Origin of the sequence: Bacillus sp. M6-12, from assembly GCF_002860285.1 — a bacterium.
Taxonomy (GTDB): domain Bacteria; phylum Bacillota; class Bacilli; order Bacillales; family DSM-1321; genus Peribacillus.
The window spans coordinates 77,419-100,773 of the sequence record NZ_PGVF01000005.1 but is presented as its reverse complement, the minus strand read 5'-3'; the positions used below and the strand labels follow the sequence as shown (position 1 = coordinate 100,773).

Sequence of the window (23,355 nt, the reverse complement as noted above, 5' to 3'; positions counted from 1 at the left end):
ATTTTTAAACTGGAGAGGTGATTTATGAAACACATTAGGATAGTGAGATCTTCTCTTATTTTAATACTAATCATTGGGTTTGGCACCGGGTGTGCAGGAAATCTAAATAATAACCATATTACAAAGGTACATGTAACAAAACCAATTAACCAATCTGTGGCCAATGAAGCGAAAGAAAAAGTAATCAGGAAAGATGAGATTTCCGGGGTAAAAGCTGTAAACACTGATAAGGAACTGTTATTAGCGATAAAAGTAGACAACTTTGACCGGTTTCGATTAAAAAAAATCGAAAAGAATGTAAAAACAGAATTAGAAAAAGTCAATCCGGATTATAAAGTGTTCATTTCAGGTGATTCCAAAATTTATTTGGAAATTCAGAAGCTAGAACAAAAACTTGATAAGAATAAGGAACAAATGAAAACGCTAAAAAAAGAAATAAGTGAAATCAAAAGCTTAATGAAGGAACAAACGTAACAATCCAGAGGCGGTGTACGAATGTCAAGTAACCAAAAGAAAAAACTGACTCCTGTACAACAGGAATATCAAACCCTACAGAAACAACATGAAATCAAAAGACCCGTATTGAAAAATTGCATTAGAGCTTTTTTGGTAGGTGGACTCATTTGCCTGATAGGGCAGCTTATCCAGATGTTTTATATTCGATATTTCGATTTTACGGATCAAACAGCTGGAAACCCGACGGTGGGAACGTTAATCTTTATTTCTTTACTGCTTACTGGCTTTGGGATTTATGATCGAATTGCCCAATTCGGAGGGGCGGGATCAGCCGTACCGGTTACTGGATTTGGAAACGCCATAATATCAGCCGCCATCGAGCATCGATCCGAAGGCCTGGTTTTAGGGGTAGGCGGCAATATATTCAAATTGGCTGGTTCTGTGATCGTGTTCGGTGTTTTTTCTGCTTTTGTAGTTGCTTTAATCAAAACTATTTTGATCAAGTGGGGTGGTTTGTAATGCTGGCAGGTCATCGTACATGGATATTCGAGCAAAAACCTGTGATCTTTTCCACCGGAACGGTAGGAGGGCCATTTGAAGCAGACGGGGCTATTGCGGATGATTTTGATCTTCTCCATTCCGATTTATGGCTGGGGCAGGATTCCTATGAGAAAGCGCATAAACTTCTGTTTGAGGAGGCCTGCCAGAAAGCCATGGAAAAAGGGGGAATCCAGAAGGAGCAGGTTCAGTTTCTACTAGCGGGAGACCTCATCAACCAGATTACTCCGACAAGTTTTGCAAGCCGTACGATTGGAGCGCCTTATCTCGGTTTGTTTGGTGCTTGTTCTACTTCCATGGAAGGATTGGCTTTAGGGGCCTACATTATCAATACTAACGGGGCCAAATATCTGTTAACCGGGTCATCAAGCCATGATACTGCGGTTGAAAAACAGTTCCGTTATCCGACTGAATACGGCGCACAAAAACCGCCTACTGCACAATGGACTGTGACAGGTGCTGGCGCAGCTCTGTTAAGTAATGAGGGAGAAGGACCTCGTGTTACATCTGCGACGATAGGCCGGGTAATTGATATGGGAATGAACGATCCTTTTAATATGGGAGGGGCAATGGCTCCTGCTGCAGTGGACACGATTGAGGCTCATTTAAAAGAAAGGAATGTAGATCCTACATACTATGATTTGATTGTAACAGGAGATCTTGGAAAGATTGGACGTCAAATTTCTCTTGATTTATTTAAAAAACACGGAACCCCAATTCCCGAAGAGAAGTTTCAGGATTGCGGGCTAATGATTTATCGGGAAGGACAGCCAGTGCTAGCCGGAGCAAGTGGAGCCGGATGTTCCGCAACCGTAGTCTATGGCCATCTATTAAACCGGATGAAAAAGGGAGAATTCAAACGGATGTTGGTGGTGGCGACAGGAGCTTTATTATCACCTCTATCGTTTCAGCAAAATGAAACGATACCTTGTATCGCACATGCGGTATCAATAGAATACGGGGGTGACCAGTAGCCATGATCTTATTCTGGGCTTTTGTCACCGGAGGACTCATATGTGTAATTGGCCAAATCATGTTCGATGTGCTTAAACTTACACCGGCACATACATTGAGTACCCTTGTAGTGGTTGGAGCCGTGCTGGATGGGTTCGGTTTATATGAACCATTTATTGATTTTGCCGGAGCGGGGGCAACTGTACCTATTACCAGTTTTGGAAATTCTCTTGTGCATGGAGCAATGCAAGAGGCGGAAAAACATGGATTAATTGGAGTCATTACTGGGATGTTTGAAGTGACGAGTGCCGGAATTTCAGCTGCCATTATTTTCGGAGTGATTGGCGCTTTGATTTTTAAACCAAAAGGATAAGGAGGTTTGAATGATGACTGTTGCTTCGGAAGTGAAACAATGTGTTTCGAATCTTAAAGGGATTGAGGCTAGTCTTTCCAGTTTAGCATTGCGGACTGAAGATGATGAATCGAAACGTATATTACATGAAACAATGATGGTAGTGGGTGAGATCGTTACAGACTTGAAAAAACGGGTAGGAGAATTGGAACGGGAAGAATTCCAGTACAAAGGTTTTTAATCTAGGAGGGGTTAGTAATGCCTGAATGGTTACATATCATTATGAGGTCAATTATTTTTTTAATTGCGCTTTTTGTTATTACAAAATGGATAGGTAAAAAACAAATATCCCAGCTTTCCTTCTTTGAATATGTGACGGGAATTACCATTGGCAGCATTGGAGCAGAGGTGGCAATGGGGCTTGAGAAAAACATTGTTAACGGGATATTGGGAATCGCAACCTTTGCGGCCGCCCCTTTTTTTGTAGGTATAATCTCAATGAAGAGCAATGCCTTTCGCAACTTTTTTGAAGGAAAAGGATCTATCTTCATTAAAGACGGTAAAATCATGGAAGATAATCTAAAAAAGGAACGGTACACAACTGACGAGTTGTTGGAATTGTTGCGAAAAAAGAATGTGTTTCAAGTTGCTGACGTGGAATTTGCGGTATTAGAGCCAACCGGAGATTTAAGTGTCATGTTGAAAAAAGAAAAGCAACCATTAACCGCAAAGGACTTGGACATAACTGTTTCGTCAGTTAAGGAACCTCAGACTGTTATTATGGATGGAAAAATATTGGACGAGCCACTGTCAACAATTGGTCGAAACAGGGGTTGGCTTCATACTGAACTGCAAAAAATAGGTATCACCCTTGAAAATGTTTTTCTCGCGCAGATAAATTCTTATGGAGAATTAACGGTAGACCTTTTTGATGATAAACTTCAGGTACCATCCCCTCAAGAAAGACCTTTATTATTTGCGACCTTAAAAAAATGTCAGGCAGACTTAGAATTGTTTGCACTCGCTACAGAAAATAAGAGTGCCAAGCAGTTATATACTAAAAATGGCCAAAAATTACAAGAAGCCATTAACAGAGTGGCACATATATTAAGAGATTAGTCCCTAAGTTGTTCTTTTGATTCCGGAAAAGCTAAAACGTCTGCAGGAGCAATCTAGTAAATCCTATTTTGCTGCGAAAATAATACCTGTACTGTTGTCACTTATTCCAATTGTAATAGGGGCTTTGCTTTATGGGCATTTTTTTCATAATGGACTACTGGCTTGCTGGGCTAACTGGGTAGGTTAATTATAGGAAGTGAAAAGATGTTCTTTTATTATGGAATGCTTCTAGTAGGAGCTTTGTTAGTAATAATTGCAATATTCGGCTTTATTGCTATGTATGTTGATAAAGAATATACATTATTAAATGTAGGAAAAAGCTTGGGAAGCTTTTTAATTGGTGTTTTATTTTTAGCGGTTACTCTTCCAAGCCTAAAATATGTTGTGCTAAAGGAATATGATGTCGTCAGTGGGAAATGTGTTATCGAAATAGATTCATCAGGTCGTTCTTCTACGGCGGATTTTAAAATGCTCGAGACAGATGAACTGTTTACTTTCAATGATATTCCAGCACTTGATGCTTATGGAAAATCAATCCCTTATTATTGTGAGGTAACAGTTACAAAGGACCATATGTTTGAAATTGGGTATAAAATATTTGAAGCCAAATCCCGAAAGTTAATTTTAACGAGCCCGTATTCGGTGTATACAATTGTAAATGATAAAAGAGGCAATTACCATTCTTACTTTATCGGACGTACCTATGAATTATCAGGACCACCTCGAATCTTATGAGTAAGACCTTAATAATTATCGTCAACTTGGAGGGGAGAAGTTCCTCATAACAATTTTTTTGGCAACTTGGAGGTATAACTTATTGGTACATTTGCGTTTGTTTCGAGTTTACATAATATATATACCTTGGACACATTTCTCCAATTATAGAACGATCACATAAATTATCGTAGAAAAGTTGAATATTTGTGTAAATAATGATAATTATCGTTTAATTTATATTTTTAACCATTTAGCAAAATATATTCGCATATTTTCTATCTTGTCAATGTAAATGAATTTGTTACAGGAGGTCGTGTTAATTACATGCCATCAATTTCTGATAGAGAGTATGTCAGCGAATACTACTATCGCGGGTGTGAGTTTTAATATAAATATCTAGAGAGACGGTTCTCTAGATATTTTTTTTATTCCAAAAGCTCCATGAATCTGTAAGGGTTAGCCAATAATATTTTTGATATTTCTTCTCTTTAGTTAGGGATGCGGATATTAGGACTGTTAATTTGTTGATGGAGATAGAAAATGTGCAAATCTTACTTCGTACTATATTTTAAATAAATTATGATTATCGATTAAAGGGCGCAATTCTTGAAGAGGAATTGTGCCTTTTTCAGTAATAGGGCCATATTGTGGAGTAACTCGTATATTGCGTAGTTGACTAAATAATCCGCAACAATATGTTCATTTTCAAGGGCATTTTGTTAAAGAATGTACTTTAGTTAATGAAGCATAAGGTTGAAGAAGCAGAAGGGGACAATCCCCTTCTATACCTTTTAAATCCTAATGTATTGTCAGAATTTCAATTATTTAAATTCTTGCAAGACCTCTTTCAAATGCTGAAAGATGATTTAAAGAGGCATTACGTTAGGAATATTAAGTGATAAAAACCTTTCATACATAGAAATATTGTCTATTTCCCCTTGAACGCCGTCAGCATATGCAGCCTTAATACTTTCTGGAGTTGTAACAAATGATTGCGATTTATCTTCAGGTAACGGTACCTGATAACGTTCAAAAAGTGGTAATAAAGCATTTATATGCCTCAATTCAGCTTCTTTTATTTGTGCAAATGTACGTATATATCCAAAGTTCCCTAAAATATTATCATATCTTGCTTGAGCTAGGTATTCGTCTTGAAGGGCAAACGTCAACATTTGAGGTAAAGTTAATGTTGAAACACTTAATGCCCCTTTAGCACCGTAATTATTGATTTGCCTATTGATGTTTGTTTGCCTTAGATTTTTTGAAAAAGACAAGAACCATACAGCGTGATTTTGTTCGTCTGCAGCTGCACGTCGAAACCTTTCTTTAATAATTGGATCATTCGCTTTATCTGCTATATCTAAATAAAAATCTACAGCTTCTTGTTCATCTTTAAATGCAAATTCTATTCCTGCTTTATACTTGTCTGGACATTTCTCAATGACTTGATATGATGGTTTATTTCCTGTTAAGTTTGTATAAATTCTGCTGAATTCTTCAAGATGACGTACTTCATCCTTTTGGATTTCAAGAATTCTGTTCCTTTCATCCACTGAAGTTGTCATATTGGCTAACTTCTTATAACAAGCAACAGCACTATACTCTGCATTTATGGCTTTCTTAATATCATTAACAAGTTGAATGTCATTTGGCATACGATAATAATCATAATATTGTGGACCAGAATGATTTGAATACATGTTTGTCCTCCTTTTGTTAACCATCAACTTATCATATATTTTATGTCTGGGTAGCTGTGCAAGTTCATTTCTTGTATTGTTGTTTTTACCTCTTTTCACCAATTGGGAAAGATAAATCATTAAATAAGAATTCTTATCTCAAAGTACACTTTCTTAACAAGTGCATAGGATAATTTTATAAACTGTGAAGGGATTGAGGTAAAAATGTACAATAATCCTTATATGTATCCAAATCAATATCCTTATTATGTTAATACACCAAGGTATAACTATGACATTCAACCACGTTACTGGACGTTTCCTAACGAAAGCAGATTCTACTCTTATCACTCTTTTAATGGTGATAGAAGTATTTTATTAAAAGATTATGGAACAAAACCATTTGTCATCAATATCAATGAAGCAACAAAGCAAAACAATACTTACCGCACTGCTATATGGACAGGAACACATTTACAAACTACTTTAATCAGTATTGATGTTGGCGATGATATCGGTTTGGAAATGCATCCTGACGTTGATCAATTCTTACGTATTGAACAAGGACAAGGGATTGTTCAAATGGGAAAGAGTAAAAATAATTTAAACTTTAAGAGAAATGTGTATGATGATTCTGCAATATTTATACCAGCTGGCACATGGCATAATCTAATTAATACAGGGAATAGTCCACTTAAACTTTATTCGATATATGCTCCCCCTAACCATCCATTTGGGACTGTCCATTTTTCTAAAGCAGATGCAATGGCTGCGGAAAAAGGACATGGAAATGGTAATACAGATGTTTTCGGTAAGACACCAGATGAGTGGATACAGCACACCGAATATTTAGTTAATGAAGGGCTAGAGGACGTTAAAAGAGGTATCAATGCTACACATATTCTACAAGAATTTATTCTAATGGGAGTTCTTGTTGGAAAAGGTTATTCTCCTGAAAGAGCATATGAAACAGTAGAAGAATGGGAACGAACAGGAGAATCTAAACTTCTTCAGAAAAGCAAAAATATGTAAAAATAGAGTAATAGCTTGTAAATAGTAGTTCTTGGCGAACCCAAGTTATTTCTACATTAAAAAACATAAAACGTTAGATTAACAATTAAGGAGTACTTCAGCGATTCATAAATTTTATAAGAAAAGCTTTTTTCTTATTGAACTTTAAGGTAATGCTATTCGAAAAAGGTTTTTAAATTTTTATGTTGAAGTTATTGTATCCAATGGTTGCTTTTGTTTAAGAAGAACAATTACCAAAATAAATCATTTACTGCGCAGTACAAGAATACTATGAAATGATTAAAAGTGTTACCGCTTTAGCAAAGTAAATTTGTGAACTATTGTACTTATACAAACGGGAGCGAGAGTTGAACAACAAACAATATTGTTATTGTGGTAAATGAGGTCTTTTGTTGTATAAAAAGGATAGATGTATACAGGTGATCATCCTGTACATTTATCCTTTTTCTTTTACACCTATAAAATGTGTGACATTCTAATCAAGTATTTAGTTCTAAGGTATCTTTTGTTGGCCATTGAACGACCATTTGCCAACACAATTCTATAAAGTATAATATGAGGATAAAAAAATACAGCAAAAGGAAGAACTCTTTATTATTTTTAAACAAAAGTCACCAGTCTCTTTTATAGTTGAAAAAGATCAAGTTAAAGAGTAAGTCGAACTTCTTAACAGGAGGGGAAAGATGAAAATTTATGTGGATGCAGATGCTTGTCCGGTGAAAGATATTATTATTTCTGAAGCAAGCGATTTTGAAATTCAGGTTATCCTTGTTACAAGCTTTTCTCATTTTTCTAATGCAGAACAGCCATCAGGAGTGAAAACCATTTATGTTGATTCTGGAGCAGATGCTGCAGATTATCGGATTTTGAAGTTAGTGGAAAAAGGAGATATTATCGTTACGCAAGATTATGGTCTTGCGTCACTAGGTTTAGCAAAAGGAATTATCGTCCTCCACCATAAAGGATTTAGATATACAAATGAAAATATTGACGAATTATTACAAACACGTTATTTAAGTGCTATGGCTAGAAAAGGCGGACAACGAACAAAGGGACCAAAGCCTTTTACAGCAGAAGACCGGGAGCAATTTAGGGATCTTTTTAAACAGGTTATTTCTGTTAAGAATTAGGCTAAACTCAGAGATTTAGAAAGGAGATAAATATTTTGAAGTATTTAAAATCGCAAATGCAACAACTAATTAAGGAAAATAAAGAACTGCATACACGCTTTAAAGAACTAAAGGTTGAGCATGGTCTTGAAAAAAACAATGCCCTCAAGGCCTTATACCATTCAGAAGTTGCGGATGGAGGAAAGTATCAGGTAGCTTACCAAGCACTTGATCAGCCCAAAAAGTAGACTCTTATATCTTATTTACACTTACTAAAAATTCTGTTATAAATGCTGGATGATATAAGTGGATTAAGTTAGTGACCAAAATATGAAGTAGGTTGCTGGGTAGTACAAGTTAACTGTTCAATAGAAAAGGTTATTCGGCAATCGGGCGCTTTCCCGTAAGAAGGATCGCACCCTTTTTACATTTAAGGGCCAGTTTGTGGAAGATCAAACTTTAAGTATTAAAGAGATTGTGAAGAAATATATTTATTGTAAAGATGAAATGAGTGGAAAAACAGTTGTTATTTGGAACATATTTATCACTTAGAAAGAGTGATTTAGGTTTAACCAGACTAAACTATAAATAATTCTTTTGCTAGGTTAAGCAGCTGCTGTTTCTTATGAGGAGAAGGAGAGAAAGGTCATGTTCTTTCAATTATTCAAAAAGAAAAAGACATCAACTAATGAAGGCGCTAAAGATGTGAAAACATCAGTTTCAAATAAACGTCAAAATGACCGGGTTGCAGTAAGAAAAGGAGAATTAGGAGAATATAAGATAGATATTCAATTGGATCAATTGCCAAAAGAGTTCAGGCACTTATCGGATATAATGGTGCCTAACCGGAAATCCATATCAGGATATTCTCAGATTGATCATATCGTTATCACTCCATATGGCATATTTGTTATTGAAACTAAAAATTATCAGGGTACTATCTACGGAGCAAAGAATCGGAAAGAGTGGTCAGTGAACGGTAAGTTTAAAATGATGAATCCGTTTATTCAAAATCATGGCCATATCAAAGCGTTGTTGAGCTTGGTCGATGGTAAATTTAGCGACCATTTCGTATCAATCGTATCCTTTACGAAAAGATGTACCTTTAAAGTGGATTTAGATATGAGAAAGATTTCTTCCAAAGAGTTGATTGTTTACGATGTGGAGTTATCCGATTTCCTTCACAGAAAGGTTTCTGTTCTTAAATTACAAAATAATACTCCACTCATTACTGAACAAGAAATTGAAAGCATCTTTGCGATAATCCAAAAGGCTAACATAACAGATGCTGAACTAAGAGAAACACATAATGTAGCCATTCAAAACAATAAAGAACAGAAGCAAAACAGTAACCAAAGCAGCCCCAAGTGTACTACCTGTAATGAACCTGTGTCTGAGAAGGTTGCTGCTTTTTGTCTTTCTAATAAGAAGTTTCAAGGTAAGGTCTATTGCTTTAATCACCAAAAGGCAATTTAGTTGACGTGAAGTGATCGAACAGGTCAGATATTTTGGTAATACATACTTATATACAGAAATTCAGGAATCTGAAAAAGCATAAACAAAATTAATATACAAAAATTATAATTAAACCTTTAAATATCTCTTAAAATATATGAAATTAGAATATATAATATTATAAATACAAAGGGAAAACCCCAAGGCAAATTGTTCTCAATAACAATTTGCCTTGGGGTTTTTTTTGGAGGTTAGGAACAATGAAAGATGATGAAGTATTCAGTAACATTAGTGACTTATGGAGTGAATCAGATAAGGAACGTTTCGGAAAAGAACGGAAGAGTTCTTTTATCAGAAAGACTCTTCCCATTTAGGAATAAATAATAATTATTTGGAAATGAATGATATTAATTATTCTGATAGTAGGAAGATGATGAACATGTTAACTAATAAAATGCCAAATATTAATGGGGAAAATCAAACCAATTTAGGAAGTAAAGCAATTAATCCGTGGCTTCTTGAAAATCTTGTATATGAAGAATTTCATTTGAGGTCAATGATCGTATTTTTTGAAAATAAGATACATCATGTTCCAACGACTTATTTATTAATATTCAATACTTTTAAAAAAATAATAAGACTTGTAAAAAAGTGGACAAATAAGGGTGTTGCTAAAATAACGGAACAAGATCTAATTAACCAATCAGTTATAGATATGATCTCAAGGGAACTCACAAATGAGAGTGAAGAATTATATTTTAATCAGTATTTAAAAATGATTGCACCTTTCTTAGATATTAAGGTAATTTATGTGGAGCCAACTAAAGAAGAATTCAACCATCCATTAGTTCAATTTTGTGTAAAGGAGTTAAGGTTGAAAGGTACAAAACAAGAGAGTATTTATGCAAATTTAATCCAGCAAGCCCGTGGGCTATTTAGATGGTTAACTCAAAATGTTGAGAAATTCAAGCATAGAAACATTAATAACATTATAGTTAATGAGATAGAATCAGAACACGTTAATGATTATAGATCATTTTTATTGAGACAGGTCACTGAAGGCGAAATTTCTGAACATAGTGCAAAAAAATGGATTGAAAGTATAAGAACATTCTTTTCAATACTTTATCAAAAGAAAAGAATTTCAAATGATATTGCAAACGATATTACAAAAATAACAGTAGAGGATTATAAATATAGAACAATTCCTAAAGATTCTGAAATAAAGGTGCTATTAGATGTAATTTATATATACTCTGATGAGCCTGAAAAAGAAATATTGGCATTTTCATTAATGCTATATATGGGGTTTAGAGGAATAGAGGTTGCTAAATTAAAGTGGGATGATATTAATTTAGGTACTAAAACTGTAATAATAAATGAGTCGAAAAGAAACTCGTCAATCTTGCCTATTCCAAATCTTATTTATAATCAATTATTAAAAATTAAGGATGTGGAATCGGGTTATGTATTTTCGGAAAACCCCGCAAATTTTAAAAGAAAATTGTATCGTAATTATAAAATATATGCTTTAATTGCAGGTTGGGACTATGAGGGCGGATTGCATTTATTAAGACATACCTTTATCACAAATGTAACAAAATATAGCTCACTTCCTCTAATTAAAGATTTGGCTCGTCATAAATCTGGGCATATGCCTTCAAGGTATATCCACCTTGAACGTCAATATGTGAAGGATGAGCTTGCAAAATTAGATTTAATAGAAGGTGATTTAAAGTGAGTATTATTAGAAAAAAGTCAAAACAATCTGAAGTTGAGAGTCAATTACAAGAACTCTTAAATGTAAATGACTTAGAGACTATTTTGAAAGCGGCAAAATCAGTATTTAATCTAACGACAAATCTTGAGGATGAAAAGGAAGTAAAAGTTAGTAAAATCACTTTGGAAGATGCGGTTCATAAGTTCTACTCAAGTTCAAAGTATATGAATTACTCAGCATCTACCAAAGAATCCTATAAGTACGAAATTAAACAACTACTTTCCTTTCTTAGTATTAAAGGGTGGAATACAAACACACTTTTTGAAGATGTTATATATCCAACACAAACATTAGTCGAATACATTAATTCATATGAAAAAAAGAGTACTAGAAATAAAAAGGCTGCGTTTTTACGTGCTTTTATTAAAACCACTACAAGGGAGGTTTATGAAAAAAATAAAGAGGATTTCCAAAGCTCTTTGAAGATTGATTGGGAAAGCAATGATTTACCTAAATTTTATACGAAGGAACAAATAAGGGAGCTATTAGTACTGAGTAAAAGTACGAGTAATGGTCTTAGAAATTATACTATTTTATGTGTATTTATTGGGACAGCTCTAAGAATTAGTGAACTTGTTGGATTACAAATCAAGGATGTAGATATCAATAATGAAATGATCATGGTAAGAAGGAAGCGGAATAAGGGTGTCAAGAAGCCTGCCTACATTCAACGAGACTCGTTTGAAATTTTATTAAGATACATTAATTTTATGCATGGTCACTTAGAAGAGGATTGGAAAAAATTAAAAGATAAACATGGTGACTTGTTTGTTTTTAGTGGCTTGAAAGAGGATAGTCATATTACGGAGAGAGCAGTAAGAGATATGATAAAACAATTAGTCAAGCAGGCGGCATCTATTTCAGAAGAAGAAGCTGAAAGGTTAAGCGTTCATAACTTCCGTCACTCATTCGCAGTACATGGGATTAGATCTGGTATAAACATATTTGCGATGATGGATTTAATGGGACATAAAACTATTAATGCTCTACAGCAGTACACAAAACAAACAAATGATCAATTGAAGGAAGATATTGAAAGACATCCTTTAAGTAAGGTTGTAATTGAATTTAAGCAAAAAGGTGATTTTAAGATATGAACGTGTTACTGAAATCGGCATATTTTGAGTTTTGGAATGAAAACGCTAGTTTAGCAAACAGTACAAAAAAAAATTATAAAAGTGTATTAAAACGTTTCGGCAACTACTTAATGAATAAAGGTGTTAAAGAAAAAGTTGATTTTGATAACTTTTATTATATTGAAGAAGATGGTTCATATGAACCGATAGATGAAGATTTTATGGATGAATATGTTGAAAGCCTAATCGAAAGAGGACTTTCAGATAAGATGCTCTATAGTAATATTTCAGTATTAAAAAGTTTTCTGGGTTTTTTAAAATCAGTTGGTATGATTAAGTCCAATCCGCTAAAATATTATAAAAACCCATATTATCGGTTAGTTCATAGAGATCGGGTAATTACAAAACATGAGTGTGTAGCTATTTTAAATGCAGCATATAAATTTGACCCTTTTACCAAGAAGTATTATGTTTTAGTTCTTTTACTCCTTACTTGTGGACTTCGGAGACAAGAATTACTGAAATTGAGAAAGTCTCAAATATCTTTTGAGTTCAGCCAAATTGAAATTATTCGCGGACAAAAAACAAATGCTGGTGTTGTAATGATGACCCAACTATTAAAAAATGAATTAGAAGCCTATCTAAATCATCCTGCGTGGGTTAAGTGGAGTCAAGGGAAAGATAAAGAAGTGTTTTTTGAAAATGGAAAAGCAATAAATAATGACAAAATAGCTAGAATAATGAAAAAGATATATAAAATTGCTGGAATCAAACGAAGAATAAGACTTCATGATTACCGACATACGTGTGCTTTTCTAATGTATTCTGAGGGAATTAATGTCATGACTATTAAGGAACAGCTACGTCATGCAAAGCTTGCTCCGACGCTTCACTACTTGCCACCGGGGTCAGATTTAGCAAAGATTTTGGAAATGAATGCAACCGATCAGGTTAAATAATAGGTCTTAACATACTATCTAGCAAATTTTAGTATGTTAAGACCCTTTTTTAAAAATTATTAGTTTGATCTGCAGATAAAGAGGAAATGCAAAGTGGTACTTCTTCTGTATCCTACATAAAATTGGTTATTTTATATTTTATTAGGAAAAAGCCTTTATATAAGAAGCGCATTCTTATTTGAACTAGATTGTCATGTAGCGTGCCTCCTTGGCCACAATACAAAAAACCGCAGATAAATACAGACCTCACTCAAATGAGGAAACTGTATTAACCTGCGGTTTTCGCTTGTTTGGTTAACTATATTTTATTATTAATTTAATTGATTATATAAATTGTTACTCAAATATTTTTTATTATATTAATATCTTATCATTTTGCAAGTCTTAATTTTATTTTTATTGAAAATGATTTTGGTAAAGATTCTATAAAAGGCTTTTGCTTATTGTTCAAATTCTAATTAGAGATTCAAAAACACATTTCCACTTAATTAAATAATAAGATATAACAGCCGCTTCATTTGGGAGTTTAAATTAGTAAACTTGATGTTGGGAAAGAGAAATTTGGGATGAAGCGATCCAAACCTTTGTGACCATATAAGAATAAGCCATGGACTATGTTACTACCATAGGATATATATTTCTGACGAAGAAGTTATTCCGTTTACGGGATAAGATGAGGATAGTATTCTAGATTGATCTAAATATAAAGTAATAAGTACCAATTTGCGAAGGTTTTAATGGACGGAGATCTAGAAATAAAGGAATACACCAGAAGAAGAATTGGTAGACTTGGCATTGGGAATAACTGAAACCGTTATTGGGTCAGCATCATTTGCATGGATACTACTAATTGGACAAGTTCTTGGCGGAAGGAGGGTTATATGGCTGGTTTCACCATCGGAGAAAATATTTATTATACAGGAAAGAAAAATGGTCCATTCCTTAATTCTCAGTTGATTATAATTTAAACTAAATATTATTCACAAATATAGTATAATTTTACTGTGATTAGGGTCTTCATGAAATTATATAGGAAGAGACTTTTTTGAGGAAATTAATTGAAGATGCAAAAAAAGACATATTAAAGGATTTGACAAGAATTTATATCAATAAGAACAATCATGTTATTCACTTTTATCGTATTAGGCGAACAAAAAAGGAAAGCTCACCCAAGCTAATGTGATTGAATGGCTGAATATTAATTGTTAGTTAGTAATGCAAAAAAAATTGAGGATATTACAAGAGGTGGAATTGATATGAATAGTATGACTATGGCTGAATCATTATTGGTAATGGAAAAAGAAGCTTTGAAATTTAATTATGCCCTACTGCATGATTCAAATATTATAAAAATGTTAGTCCCATTCGCAAAAGAAAAAATCAGTAATAGTGGTAAGTCAGAAATAATGGAAATGGTTAACCGTGAGGCTGACAAATATAAATATACTCCTGCTGGTAAAATCCGTAGGGAGTTATTAAAAGAACTTGCTAATTTATATAATATACCTGAAAGGAAATATGTAACAAAGCGGGATGTGTCAGATCAATGTGATCGAATTATAGAGGCTATGTACAATCAAATGAAACAAACTAATAAAAAGTTTAATTCATTTTTAGGTAATGAGAATCAGGCGAATAAATTAGAAAAAATAGTGAAGTTTCAAATGTACAGTCTAATAGATTCAATAAGTGATAAAAAAATAAGTGAGCAACAGATGAGGGAAATAGGTGATTCTTTAGAAGATTTCTTAAAAGGGTTACCTGAAGCGCAACAAAAACACATCGCTCAAAAACTTGGAATTAATAATATCACAAGTTCTACATTACAAAAACTTATTACTGCTAATGGAACTGCAGTTGTTTTTGCTACAATAGTTCAAGTAGCTGGATTTGCTTTTTACACTACTTTAACCTCGGTTGTAGCTGGAATTTTTGGCTTAGTTGGAATCACACTCCCATTTGCAGTATATGTTACGTTAACATCAGCGGTAGCAGTTATAGCGAACCCTTTATTTTTCATCCCTGTCCTGCTCCTAGGCGGTGGGGGATTGTTAAAATGGCAAAATGGTAAGATGAAAAAAGCAATAGCACCTGTAGTATTAATGCAAATTATGTTAGCTTCTGATCAAAACCAAAATGCTGAGTGGAAGGAGTTACTATATGAATAAGGAGAATTGGGATAAATTTATAAAGTTATGGGAGAAAGGGGCTTATGAAGAAGCTGTTAAACTTCGATTAAATGAAGCAAATAACGGTGGAACTTCAGTAGTTAATCAACTTTTCAGGAACCCTACGGTTATATCGACATCTATTGTAGGGATTTCCTTTACAGATATCCTTTATGATTACTTAATGATAAATCCGTCTGTTATAGATGCAATTGATTTTGCAAGGAGTGAAGATTTAAGCAGTTTTTTTGCTTTCCAACAGTTGGCTGAAACTTTTGAATTTAGTAATACAGGAGAAATTACACGTTTGAAAGGTTATACAGCAGAACAATTAGTTGCATTGGAACTGCAGGGGAAAGGGCATGATGTATCTTTTCCTGAGACATCTAATCAGGCAGGTTTTGATTTAATAGTAGACGGTCAACCGTTCCAAGTAAAATGTTTAAATGATCCTAGTGGGGTTTATACTCATTTTCGATCTTACCCTGACACTCCCGTCTTTGTAAACAAGGAGTTAATGTCAACCTTTGAAGATAATCCTTTAGTATACGGAACAGAAGTATCATTCCACACTGTAGAAGAGATGACACAAACTTCATTAAAACATGCAGCCGAGTTTAGCCAATTGGATATCCCACTAATTACGATTGCTGTTTCAAGTTTAACCAACGGTTATAAAATATTATCAGATGGATTAGAGGTTCGACTCGCTGGATTTAATATAGTTAATGATACAGTCTCTAGAAGTGTAGCTGGATTAGCAGGAAAAGGAGCGGGAGTAATCATAGGTCCTTTGTTTGGACCGGCTGGCGTAGTAGTCCTACCAATGATTTTTGGATTAGCTGGAGCATACAATGGAAAAAAACTATCTAGTTTTGTTAAAAAATTGTACACACAAAAAGAACGAGAACAAGTACAGAATAATTTAATTGAATTAATTCAAAAGGTATTACAGTCACTTCCTGAAAAAATGGCAATGCGGGAATCGTCATTCAATAAGGTAAAAGAACATATCACTAGGCATAAAGTATTGAATCATATTACCAAACTACTAACATCAAAATATAACGAGAAGCAGAAATATACAGCTAATAAAAAAGTAGAACTTGAAGAATGGCTTCTTCGTTTACAATCCAATAAATATAACATTGAAGCTGAAACACAGCACATCTTAGATACCATTTTTAGAAGTCAAGTACATCCGTTTCTATATCAAAAAGAACTGAAAGATTTGGGTGGAAGTTATAAGAAATTAATGGGTATTTAATAAAATATAATATCGTAACCTAATAACTTCTGAACGTTAAAAGTTCTAGATTTTCACTAGTTTATTAAACATAAAATGGGGAAGATTTCAAATTTTCCAACGTATAGCTTTTTTATGTTTCAACAGCTTTTTATATCTGTCTCTTGAGTTTTACGTTTTTTATTTATTAAGGGGGGTGGCTTTTAGATGAAAAAAATAGGTTTTAAATTAACGTATTCAAGATGGTTAAATACACATTCAAGAGATCATAAAGAATATCAAAGACGAAAAAGATATAATTGGGGGATTTTAAGCAAAATTAATTTCAACCCCATAGATTATAATAAAGTTCAAGAAATTTATACTCATGATACAAACCAAGTTTATTTAGGGACTGCTGAAATAATAGATCATACATTTAATATTCAATTAGAAAGACATATTTTCAATTTAAAAGTTTTTGAATTTAAGAAACAAGAAATAAGTGAATTCCTTGTTGTTTTTAATAAAGATGGACTACCTATAACAATATATCAAACCAATGATCCAATTAAGAATTTAAAAGAAAAATTTATTGCTGGAGAAATTAGTGATGTAAACCAAATGATTGATAAAAAAAATGCCAAGGATATATTCACAGATATAGTTGAAGTACTATTAAAAGAAAATTTTGACAATCCTTTTAATAGATACGAAGTATTCGAGAGAAAAATTATAAAAAATAGCACATTCAAGTTTAATGAAAATGAGGTGTTTCATAAAATTAAGGCGAAAAATGTCATTGATTTTTCTATAGGAAGGGAGCATTGGGTTATAACTAATCTAAAATTTAACAAAGCACTATCTGAGGGAATAAAATTATCCTCACAATGTAAAAAATTAACGTCAATATACCTTTTTGACAATTTAAATCAACAAAAGGTAATTCGTGATAATACCGAAATAGTAAGTATATTCACATATTTTGGAAACGAAAGTGTCTCAAAGTTTTCTCGGAGTCTAATTAAGTTAATAGAATTATCTTCAAAGTAACTAGTTATACATTATAATGAAAAATTTCTCAAATAGACATAACCACAGTCTCTACGTTTGCGATTATTATTGAAGCTCAGTTCGTTCAAAATTATTAGACTGGTTTGCTGCATAACTCGGTGGATGTAGATATTTTAATCAAACTCTAAATTGTACTATAAATAAATTTATGGTAACGTACTTATACATAACAAATATAAATATTAACAAGGGAAAACCCCAAAATTGAAACGTCTTTTAATAAGGCGTATTTAATTTTGGGGTTTTTTTTATTTGAAGTAAAGGAGAACGAATTTTATGTTAAATAGAGAGATACTTTTACAGCAAAGCCGTTTAAATCTTTTTACCCCATTTCATTACGTATTATGCCCGTGCTTGCAGGAGCTTCAGATTTAGACGGTTTGGTTCAAATTTCCGTAGATCAAATTAAGGAAAAAGGATATATGACTAAAAAACTTGTACCCGCTGCAATTGAAGGTTTACTCAAAGCTGGATTTCTGCGCAAGGATAAGGATGGAAAACTTTATAACCTTATTTCGTGTAACATTGATGCAAACAAAAAAGGATTTTACTAAATTAATTTGTTCAAATTCTTTGATGAAGAATCTTTCAAGTCCATGTACAAGAGCAAAATCAAACTATTATTTTATATCTTGTCTGCTAAGATTCCGGGTACTTGGCACTCTGTTCACGCTGAGAAGCTATATAGAAACAAAACAGTTAAAAGTAAGCTTGCTCTTGATATTTTTGAAGATTTCGATGATTTGATGAACAATTTAATTCCTCTTATTAAAGGTGAGATTATTGAGTTTAAGGCTTGGTAAAGAGAAAATCATGCTTACTAAAAAGACACAGACCTGAAAGAAAGAATTTACGCTTTTTGTGGGAAAGTCGATTCAATATCACGTAAAAAACGCAAACGCGGAGAAAAAGACGGCCATGTTTTACACATTCGCATCGCTGATGAGGTTTTAAAGGAAAAGTCTACTATTTACGACGAAGAGCGGCGATCTACCTTGAAAGATCTTGAGAAAGTTGCTTCCAAATACAACTATAGTATAGATTTATTTCCACAAGAAGCGTGAGAAGAAGTGCATATGGTTAAACACAAAATCCATAAGGAATTCGGTAATGTGGGTATTGCGATTTACCGTGAAGCGCTCCAATCATTTTATGAATACAACAACCATTCCTTCTCACGTTTAATGAATAACAAAGAGTTTGGTAAGGTTATTAAAAACCACTATGTTGTTCCACGGATCAAAAGGGAACTTACAAGCATCATTGAAAAATTCAGACTGAAAGAAAGCGTAGCCAAAACGGAATCCTTCTTACGTTATTTTATTGAAGAAGCCTATTTGGATGATCTTGTACTATTTGATAACAACATGAAAGAAAGAAATGAAGATTATTATACACTCGCACAGCAAAATTCTATTGTATGGAAACAATTCACTGATAAGGTTGAAGCTATTTATCAAAAAGAAGCTGCTTCTGGGAACGAACGTGTTAAAGTGCTGGCTTTAGCAACGAAATGGCTTAACAAACAAAAAACGTATTGAAGAAGATATTAAGCAAAAGGAACAAAACTCATTAAAATTCTATAATCAAAAGGCGGCGGATAATAAGCCGGAAATGCCTAAAAAATAAAGGCATACCGAGATAAGCTAAAAGCAAGAGGGTTGCTAACAAACACAACCGAAGATGTCGATTGTGATTTTTAAAACGAGCATCAATCTGTTATTTGTCATACCTTCATTTTCTTAACGCGCAATTATTGAATGCCAATTTTTCTCAAAAACCGAATATGTAAAATTCCGGCATTTTAACCTAGTATAGAACGCTTATTTGTTATGCACTTTTTTAACTAGGTATTAGTTTAACTTATTCGCATCGCTAAAAAAATGTTCAAGATCTTGATTCTATTTAAATTGAAGGGATATACACCCTTGTTTGGAAGAGAATTTTTCCATTTATCTTTTAATTCTTTACGCTATGAATAAAAATCAATACATTATATTAAAAAATATATCTGTTTAGTAAATTTATTTTAGTTTTAAAAGAAAATATAAATCTCGGATGAAATCCTAGAATCCTAAAAACATTATAATAACAACGACAGCTAGTCTTCTATGCAAATAATGAGTTAGCAGCTGATGATTTTATTATGTATTTATATTATTAATTCTTCTTATTATCCCTAAGATGGATATAGTCTTCTCGCCCGCAACGCCTTAAATGCTATTAGATTAAACTGCTTAATCTTAATTGCTGTATGGCATTAGAAGACTGTGGTTTATATTAGTTGCTATGTGAAGGTTGTTTGCTTTAAGGGAGAATCAAACAATTCTCGTCAGGACCAATGATTAGCCTACTTTCCAGAAGCTCTTTTAAAGATGCATGGTAGTGGTCAAAATGTTAAAATTAGGTATGAAGTGAGGTAGCACTTCAGTTTTATAAACACTATGGCCATTGTGGGACACGAAAATAATCCATCCTGACGGTTCACAGCGTAGGGGATGGATTATTTGCTTTTCAAAGAGATTCTCTGTCATGTGTCAAATAAAGTGGAAGAACTCTTATGAAGTTATCACGAGTGAAACAATATCTTCAAGTCTAATTGCTCTACACGCAGGTTAAAAACGTGGGTACAATATGCAGGAAAAGATTTTGGAGGCATGAGAGTCGTTTCAGTTGTAGTAACAAAGAGCTTTAAAATTAATTTTGGAATTTGAAACGGTGAGTATCGCCTCTTTGATATAAGGAAATCCCAACCAACCCTAAAGGCTTGTTAACGGATGTCTCGTTTAGGTAAAGTTCTTCAGACTCGAAAAATTTTAAGCTAGCTATGACAAGGATTGTTGGAATCTGCATTTCCATGTCCTAAATCCATTTCAAATCAAAGGATCAGAATAATGCGAGATAAACTCTACCTTTGTACATTCCCCATTATACCGTATTATAGGTTCTAATATTGTAGAGGTGGCAAGAGCAGAAATCTTTATTTGCGAAGGTAATTATGAACTTACTCAGCAACTGTTTTTTTATCAAAGTGTTCACTCTTTTTATTTAAGAAATATTTCACTCCTTTCAATCTGAATGTATTTCCTTTAAATGAAGATGTACATTTTATACTCAAAACAAAACGAAGTAGAATTTTGCACAATTCAATTAATAGGGTAAAAAATATGTAGGCTAGTCAACCTAAAATGAAGTTAATCCAATATTCGCCTTACATGACCAAAAAAATAATAGGAGGGACTTTATAGAAGACAGCTTTACTGACGACCTGACTAATAAAATTTTTTTACTATAACGATACTGGTAGAGAAGTTAAAATTCACCCTGCAACTAAAGCATATGGAACAACATGTGATATGTCAGTCATTAAACCTTTAGAAGGAAGGATCTTTCATATGCCTGAGAATACGTATGCTTGGGTTAAAATGTGGTATCAAGTAGATTTAGGACTTAAAAATACTTGTATCTCCACAGAAATATGAATATAGTTAATAAACTAGGTTTGTTTAATACATAAAATCCCTCTTTACATTGCTAAGAGGGATTTTTAGCATTATTCTATTCGATCCCGATGTATTTAATATAGTCATAACTTCAAAGTATTGAATATGAAACTCATGTACTATAAGCTAAGGGTATTAACCTTAATCAATACTTATATTAATAGTTGAAGTTCCAATAGGAATAATTATTTGTTATGTACACTTTATTCAACAATCGAATACGGGACGTATGTCTACAACAATCATTGATTAAAGTGAGCAACCAAACTTAACGTTAAATTATGTTTTACAAAAAGGATTACTAAATTTTTTATATAAAAATTGAATTTAATGATAACCACCCCAAAGGTGGTTATTTTTGTTGGTGATTAGCAAATCAACAACAAGTATTTATTTTAAAAAAGAGAATAAAATGAACAATAAAACAATCATTTATTGACAGTATGTGTAAAAATGTCGTAAGTTAAGGTGAATAGAAAAGTTTGAAAAGGAAAAGTGTGGTGATTCCTATATTCCAATACATAATGCCTATGAATCTTAATACTGAAAGGTTAGACCCGCATTACTATCAAATAAAAGAGAAATTAAATATGGAAATAGAGAATATTAACTCAGTTGAACTTTCGGAACTATGTAAAGGAATAACTGATGGGACTCGTAATGCTAAAGTTTTTTTTAGTGAGGGGATTCCATACATTAAGATTTCCAACATAAATAAGCAACAAATCGAATTGACTAATGTATCTTATTTAGTAAATTACTCAGGTATTGAATCGAAGGCCATTGTCAAAAAAGGCGATATACTCATATCTAAGGTAGCTGCGATTCCGAAGGTGGCTATAGTTGATGAGAATGCCGATGGTGCTATCATCAGTCCGGATTTATTGAGATTAAGACCGAAAAACATGAAAGCAAAAGATATAATCTTCAATTTTTTTAATACTGAGCTTGGTCAACTTTCGATGAAACTAGCAGTTACTCCCTCGGTTATACCGAAAATTTCTATTAAGGAAATAGGTAAAATGTTAATTCCGTTAGATGAGCAACCTACTAGCGCCTCTACGAATCTAGATATGGAACAAGTGAATTATAAGCAGCTGCTAGAAAACTTTTATAACGTTGACGAGAAACGATACTTAGAAAATCTTTCACCTAATTTAATATGGGTATCGAAAGAGTTATCTCCAGATAGGCTCGATGTCCTATACTACCAACAATGTAATACAAGGTTGTATATGGATTTCAAAGAGCGATTAAGAAATGAGGAATGGGTACAACTAAGTGAAGTTGTTGAAATTGTTGATAAAACAATTAGTCCTTCTGAATTCAAAGATCAAACTATCTCGTATATTGGTATAAAAAATTTAGACCGTGAAAAATGGCTAATTCATACAACTGAAAAAGTTCCTTATAAAATAGTTAGGAGCCGTGCGCGCTATGAATTAAAAGCAGGAGATATATTGTTAGGGGTTATCGGTACAAAGGTTGGTGAAAAAGAGCAACCACTTGCAATCGTTCCAAACCATTTCGCAAACTCAATTGCGTCCAATGTATTTTTAGTTTTAAGGACTTTTTATTTACCAGAACGATATATACTTTGGTGCCTAACTCATCCATTTGTACGTTTACAATTGCAAATCAAGAGTAGAGGTGGGATACAGCCATTTCTATCAATTCATGATTTAAAACAAGTTCTCGTTCCAAGGTTACCAATTAACAAAATAAATGAAATTGACAGTATCTTAGAGAGTTATCAAGGAGGTGACCATCTTGATATTTCATGAATACCTAACCACACCAAAAACAACAGAACAATTAGTGAACATTGCAAAAGAACACGGATTGAATTGGAATGAGGACCAAGTGAAATTATATAGCTTGCTTGATCCTTCTATATATGAAACAGAATCAGGTCAATGGGCTGTGAAGGTCGATGGCCGTCGTCATACCATATTAGAGGCAATTGAAAATGCCTTAGAAAAGCGGCCGATGACTAAGATTGACCCAAATATTATTGAACAGTTACCAAGGGATATGATTGTGCCTCATAATGAGGTGATTGAAGTAGCTGTTAGTACGGGGCGTTATGAATCACCGAGAGAAAATATTATCCGAGTGAAACGAAAATAGGGAGGAACT

The 23,355-nt window shown here is 33.3% G+C and carries 21 protein-coding genes and 1 pseudogene; 21 read left to right on the top strand and 1 reads right to left on the bottom strand.

What is annotated here, in order from left to right:
* Nucleotides 1-24 precede the first annotated feature (24 nt).
* The 7 genes from CVD28_RS07890 (at nucleotide 25) to CVD28_RS07860 (ending at nucleotide 4,174) form a co-directional block, all read left to right on the top strand.
* The gene (locus tag CVD28_RS07890; RefSeq protein WP_101591828.1) at nucleotides 25-474 is read left to right on the top strand and encodes a YhcN/YlaJ family sporulation lipoprotein; all 450 of its coding nucleotides are present in this window, start codon (nucleotides 25-27) and stop codon (nucleotides 472-474) included.
* A gap of 21 nt (nucleotides 475-495) precedes the next feature.
* Nucleotides 496-975, top strand: coding sequence for a stage V sporulation protein AC (gene spoVAC, locus CVD28_RS07885; RefSeq protein WP_101591827.1), 480 nt, complete (start codon nucleotides 496-498; stop codon nucleotides 973-975).
* On the top strand, nucleotides 975-1,988 hold the full coding sequence (spoVAD, locus tag CVD28_RS07880; RefSeq protein WP_101591826.1) for a stage V sporulation protein AD: 1,014 nt from the start codon (nucleotides 975-977) through the stop codon (nucleotides 1,986-1,988). Before spoVAC ends, spoVAD begins: the two co-directional genes overlap by 1 nt.
* Nucleotides 1,989-1,990: 2 nt before the next feature.
* On the top strand, nucleotides 1,991-2,341 hold the full coding sequence (gene spoVAE / locus CVD28_RS07875; RefSeq protein ID WP_101591825.1) for a stage V sporulation protein AE: 351 nt from the start codon (nucleotides 1,991-1,993) through the stop codon (nucleotides 2,339-2,341).
* Between the two features lie 13 nt (nucleotides 2,342-2,354).
* Nucleotides 2,355-2,561, top strand: a complete 207-nt coding sequence (locus tag CVD28_RS07870; RefSeq protein WP_101591824.1) for a DUF1657 domain-containing protein — start codon at nucleotides 2,355-2,357, stop codon at nucleotides 2,559-2,561.
* Between the two features lie 17 nt (nucleotides 2,562-2,578).
* Nucleotides 2,579-3,439 carry a DUF421 domain-containing protein gene (locus tag CVD28_RS07865; protein ID WP_101591823.1) on the top strand — a complete coding sequence of 287 codons (861 nt, stop codon included), beginning with the start codon at nucleotides 2,579-2,581 and terminating at the stop codon, nucleotides 3,437-3,439.
* Nucleotides 3,440-3,643: 204 nt separating this feature from the next.
* Nucleotides 3,644-4,174 carry a hypothetical protein gene (locus tag CVD28_RS07860; protein ID WP_101591822.1) on the top strand — a complete coding sequence of 177 codons (531 nt, stop codon included), beginning with the start codon at nucleotides 3,644-3,646 and terminating at the stop codon, nucleotides 4,172-4,174.
* Nucleotides 4,175-4,981: 807 nt separating this feature from the next.
* Here CVD28_RS07860 and CVD28_RS07855 read toward each other — a convergent pair.
* Nucleotides 4,982-5,856, bottom strand: a pseudogene (locus CVD28_RS07855) (ferritin family protein).
* A gap of 204 nt (nucleotides 5,857-6,060) precedes the next feature.
* Here CVD28_RS07855 and CVD28_RS07850 point away from each other — a divergent pair.
* From CVD28_RS07850 to CVD28_RS07785, 14 genes are all read left to right on the top strand, one after another.
* Nucleotides 6,061-6,867, top strand: coding sequence for a cupin domain-containing protein (locus CVD28_RS07850; RefSeq protein ID WP_101591821.1), 807 nt, complete (start codon nucleotides 6,061-6,063; stop codon nucleotides 6,865-6,867).
* Nucleotides 6,868-7,550: 683 nt separating this feature from the next.
* Nucleotides 7,551-7,997, top strand: a complete 447-nt coding sequence (locus tag CVD28_RS07845; protein WP_101591820.1) for a YaiI/YqxD family protein — start codon at nucleotides 7,551-7,553, stop codon at nucleotides 7,995-7,997.
* Between the two features lie 35 nt (nucleotides 7,998-8,032).
* Entirely contained in the window at nucleotides 8,033-8,224 is a 192-nt protein-coding gene (locus tag CVD28_RS07840; RefSeq protein ID WP_101591819.1) for a hypothetical protein, read from the top strand.
* Between the two features lie 400 nt (nucleotides 8,225-8,624).
* A complete protein-coding gene (locus CVD28_RS07835; protein WP_101591818.1) occupies nucleotides 8,625-9,452 on the top strand; it encodes a nuclease-related domain-containing protein in 828 nt (275 codons plus the stop codon).
* A 418-nt stretch (nucleotides 9,453-9,870) separates the two neighbouring features.
* The gene (locus tag CVD28_RS07830) at nucleotides 9,871-11,172 is read left to right on the top strand and encodes a tyrosine-type recombinase/integrase (protein WP_180954050.1); all 1,302 of its coding nucleotides are present in this window, start codon (nucleotides 9,871-9,873) and stop codon (nucleotides 11,170-11,172) included.
* A complete protein-coding gene (locus CVD28_RS07825; protein ID WP_101591816.1) occupies nucleotides 11,169-12,308 on the top strand; it encodes a tyrosine-type recombinase/integrase in 1,140 nt (379 codons plus the stop codon). Before CVD28_RS07830 ends, CVD28_RS07825 begins: the two co-directional genes overlap by 4 nt.
* Complete coding sequence (locus CVD28_RS07820) at nucleotides 12,305-13,246, top strand: tyrosine-type recombinase/integrase (protein ID WP_101591815.1); 942 nt, start codon at nucleotides 12,305-12,307, stop codon at nucleotides 13,244-13,246. The genes CVD28_RS07825 and CVD28_RS07820 overlap by 4 nt, the downstream gene beginning before the upstream one ends.
* A gap of 1,256 nt (nucleotides 13,247-14,502) precedes the next feature.
* Nucleotides 14,503-15,414, top strand: coding sequence for a hypothetical protein (locus CVD28_RS07815; RefSeq protein WP_101591814.1), 912 nt, complete (start codon nucleotides 14,503-14,505; stop codon nucleotides 15,412-15,414).
* The gene (locus tag CVD28_RS07810) at nucleotides 15,407-16,681 is read left to right on the top strand and encodes a hypothetical protein (RefSeq protein ID WP_101591813.1); all 1,275 of its coding nucleotides are present in this window, start codon (nucleotides 15,407-15,409) and stop codon (nucleotides 16,679-16,681) included. The genes CVD28_RS07815 and CVD28_RS07810 overlap by 8 nt, the downstream gene beginning before the upstream one ends.
* Nucleotides 16,682-16,867: 186 nt before the next feature.
* Complete coding sequence (locus tag CVD28_RS07805; RefSeq protein ID WP_101591812.1) at nucleotides 16,868-17,692, top strand: hypothetical protein; 825 nt, start codon at nucleotides 16,868-16,870, stop codon at nucleotides 17,690-17,692.
* A gap of 371 nt (nucleotides 17,693-18,063) precedes the next feature.
* Nucleotides 18,064-18,267 (top strand): hypothetical protein, encoded by a 204-nt coding sequence (locus CVD28_RS27965; protein ID WP_180954048.1) that lies wholly within the window; start codon nucleotides 18,064-18,066, stop codon nucleotides 18,265-18,267.
* A gap of 522 nt (nucleotides 18,268-18,789) precedes the next feature.
* Nucleotides 18,790-19,254: a hypothetical protein gene (locus CVD28_RS07795; protein WP_101591810.1), complete on the top strand. Its 465-nt coding sequence runs from the start codon at nucleotides 18,790-18,792 to the stop codon at nucleotides 19,252-19,254.
* A 2,444-nt stretch (nucleotides 19,255-21,698) separates the two neighbouring features.
* Nucleotides 21,699-23,000 (top strand): restriction endonuclease subunit S, encoded by a 1,302-nt coding sequence (locus CVD28_RS07790; protein ID WP_101591809.1) that lies wholly within the window; start codon nucleotides 21,699-21,701, stop codon nucleotides 22,998-23,000.
* Entirely contained in the window at nucleotides 22,987-23,346 is a 360-nt protein-coding gene (locus tag CVD28_RS07785) for a hypothetical protein (RefSeq protein WP_101591808.1), read from the top strand. The genes CVD28_RS07790 and CVD28_RS07785 overlap by 14 nt, the downstream gene beginning before the upstream one ends.
* Nucleotides 23,347-23,355 lie beyond the last annotated feature (9 nt).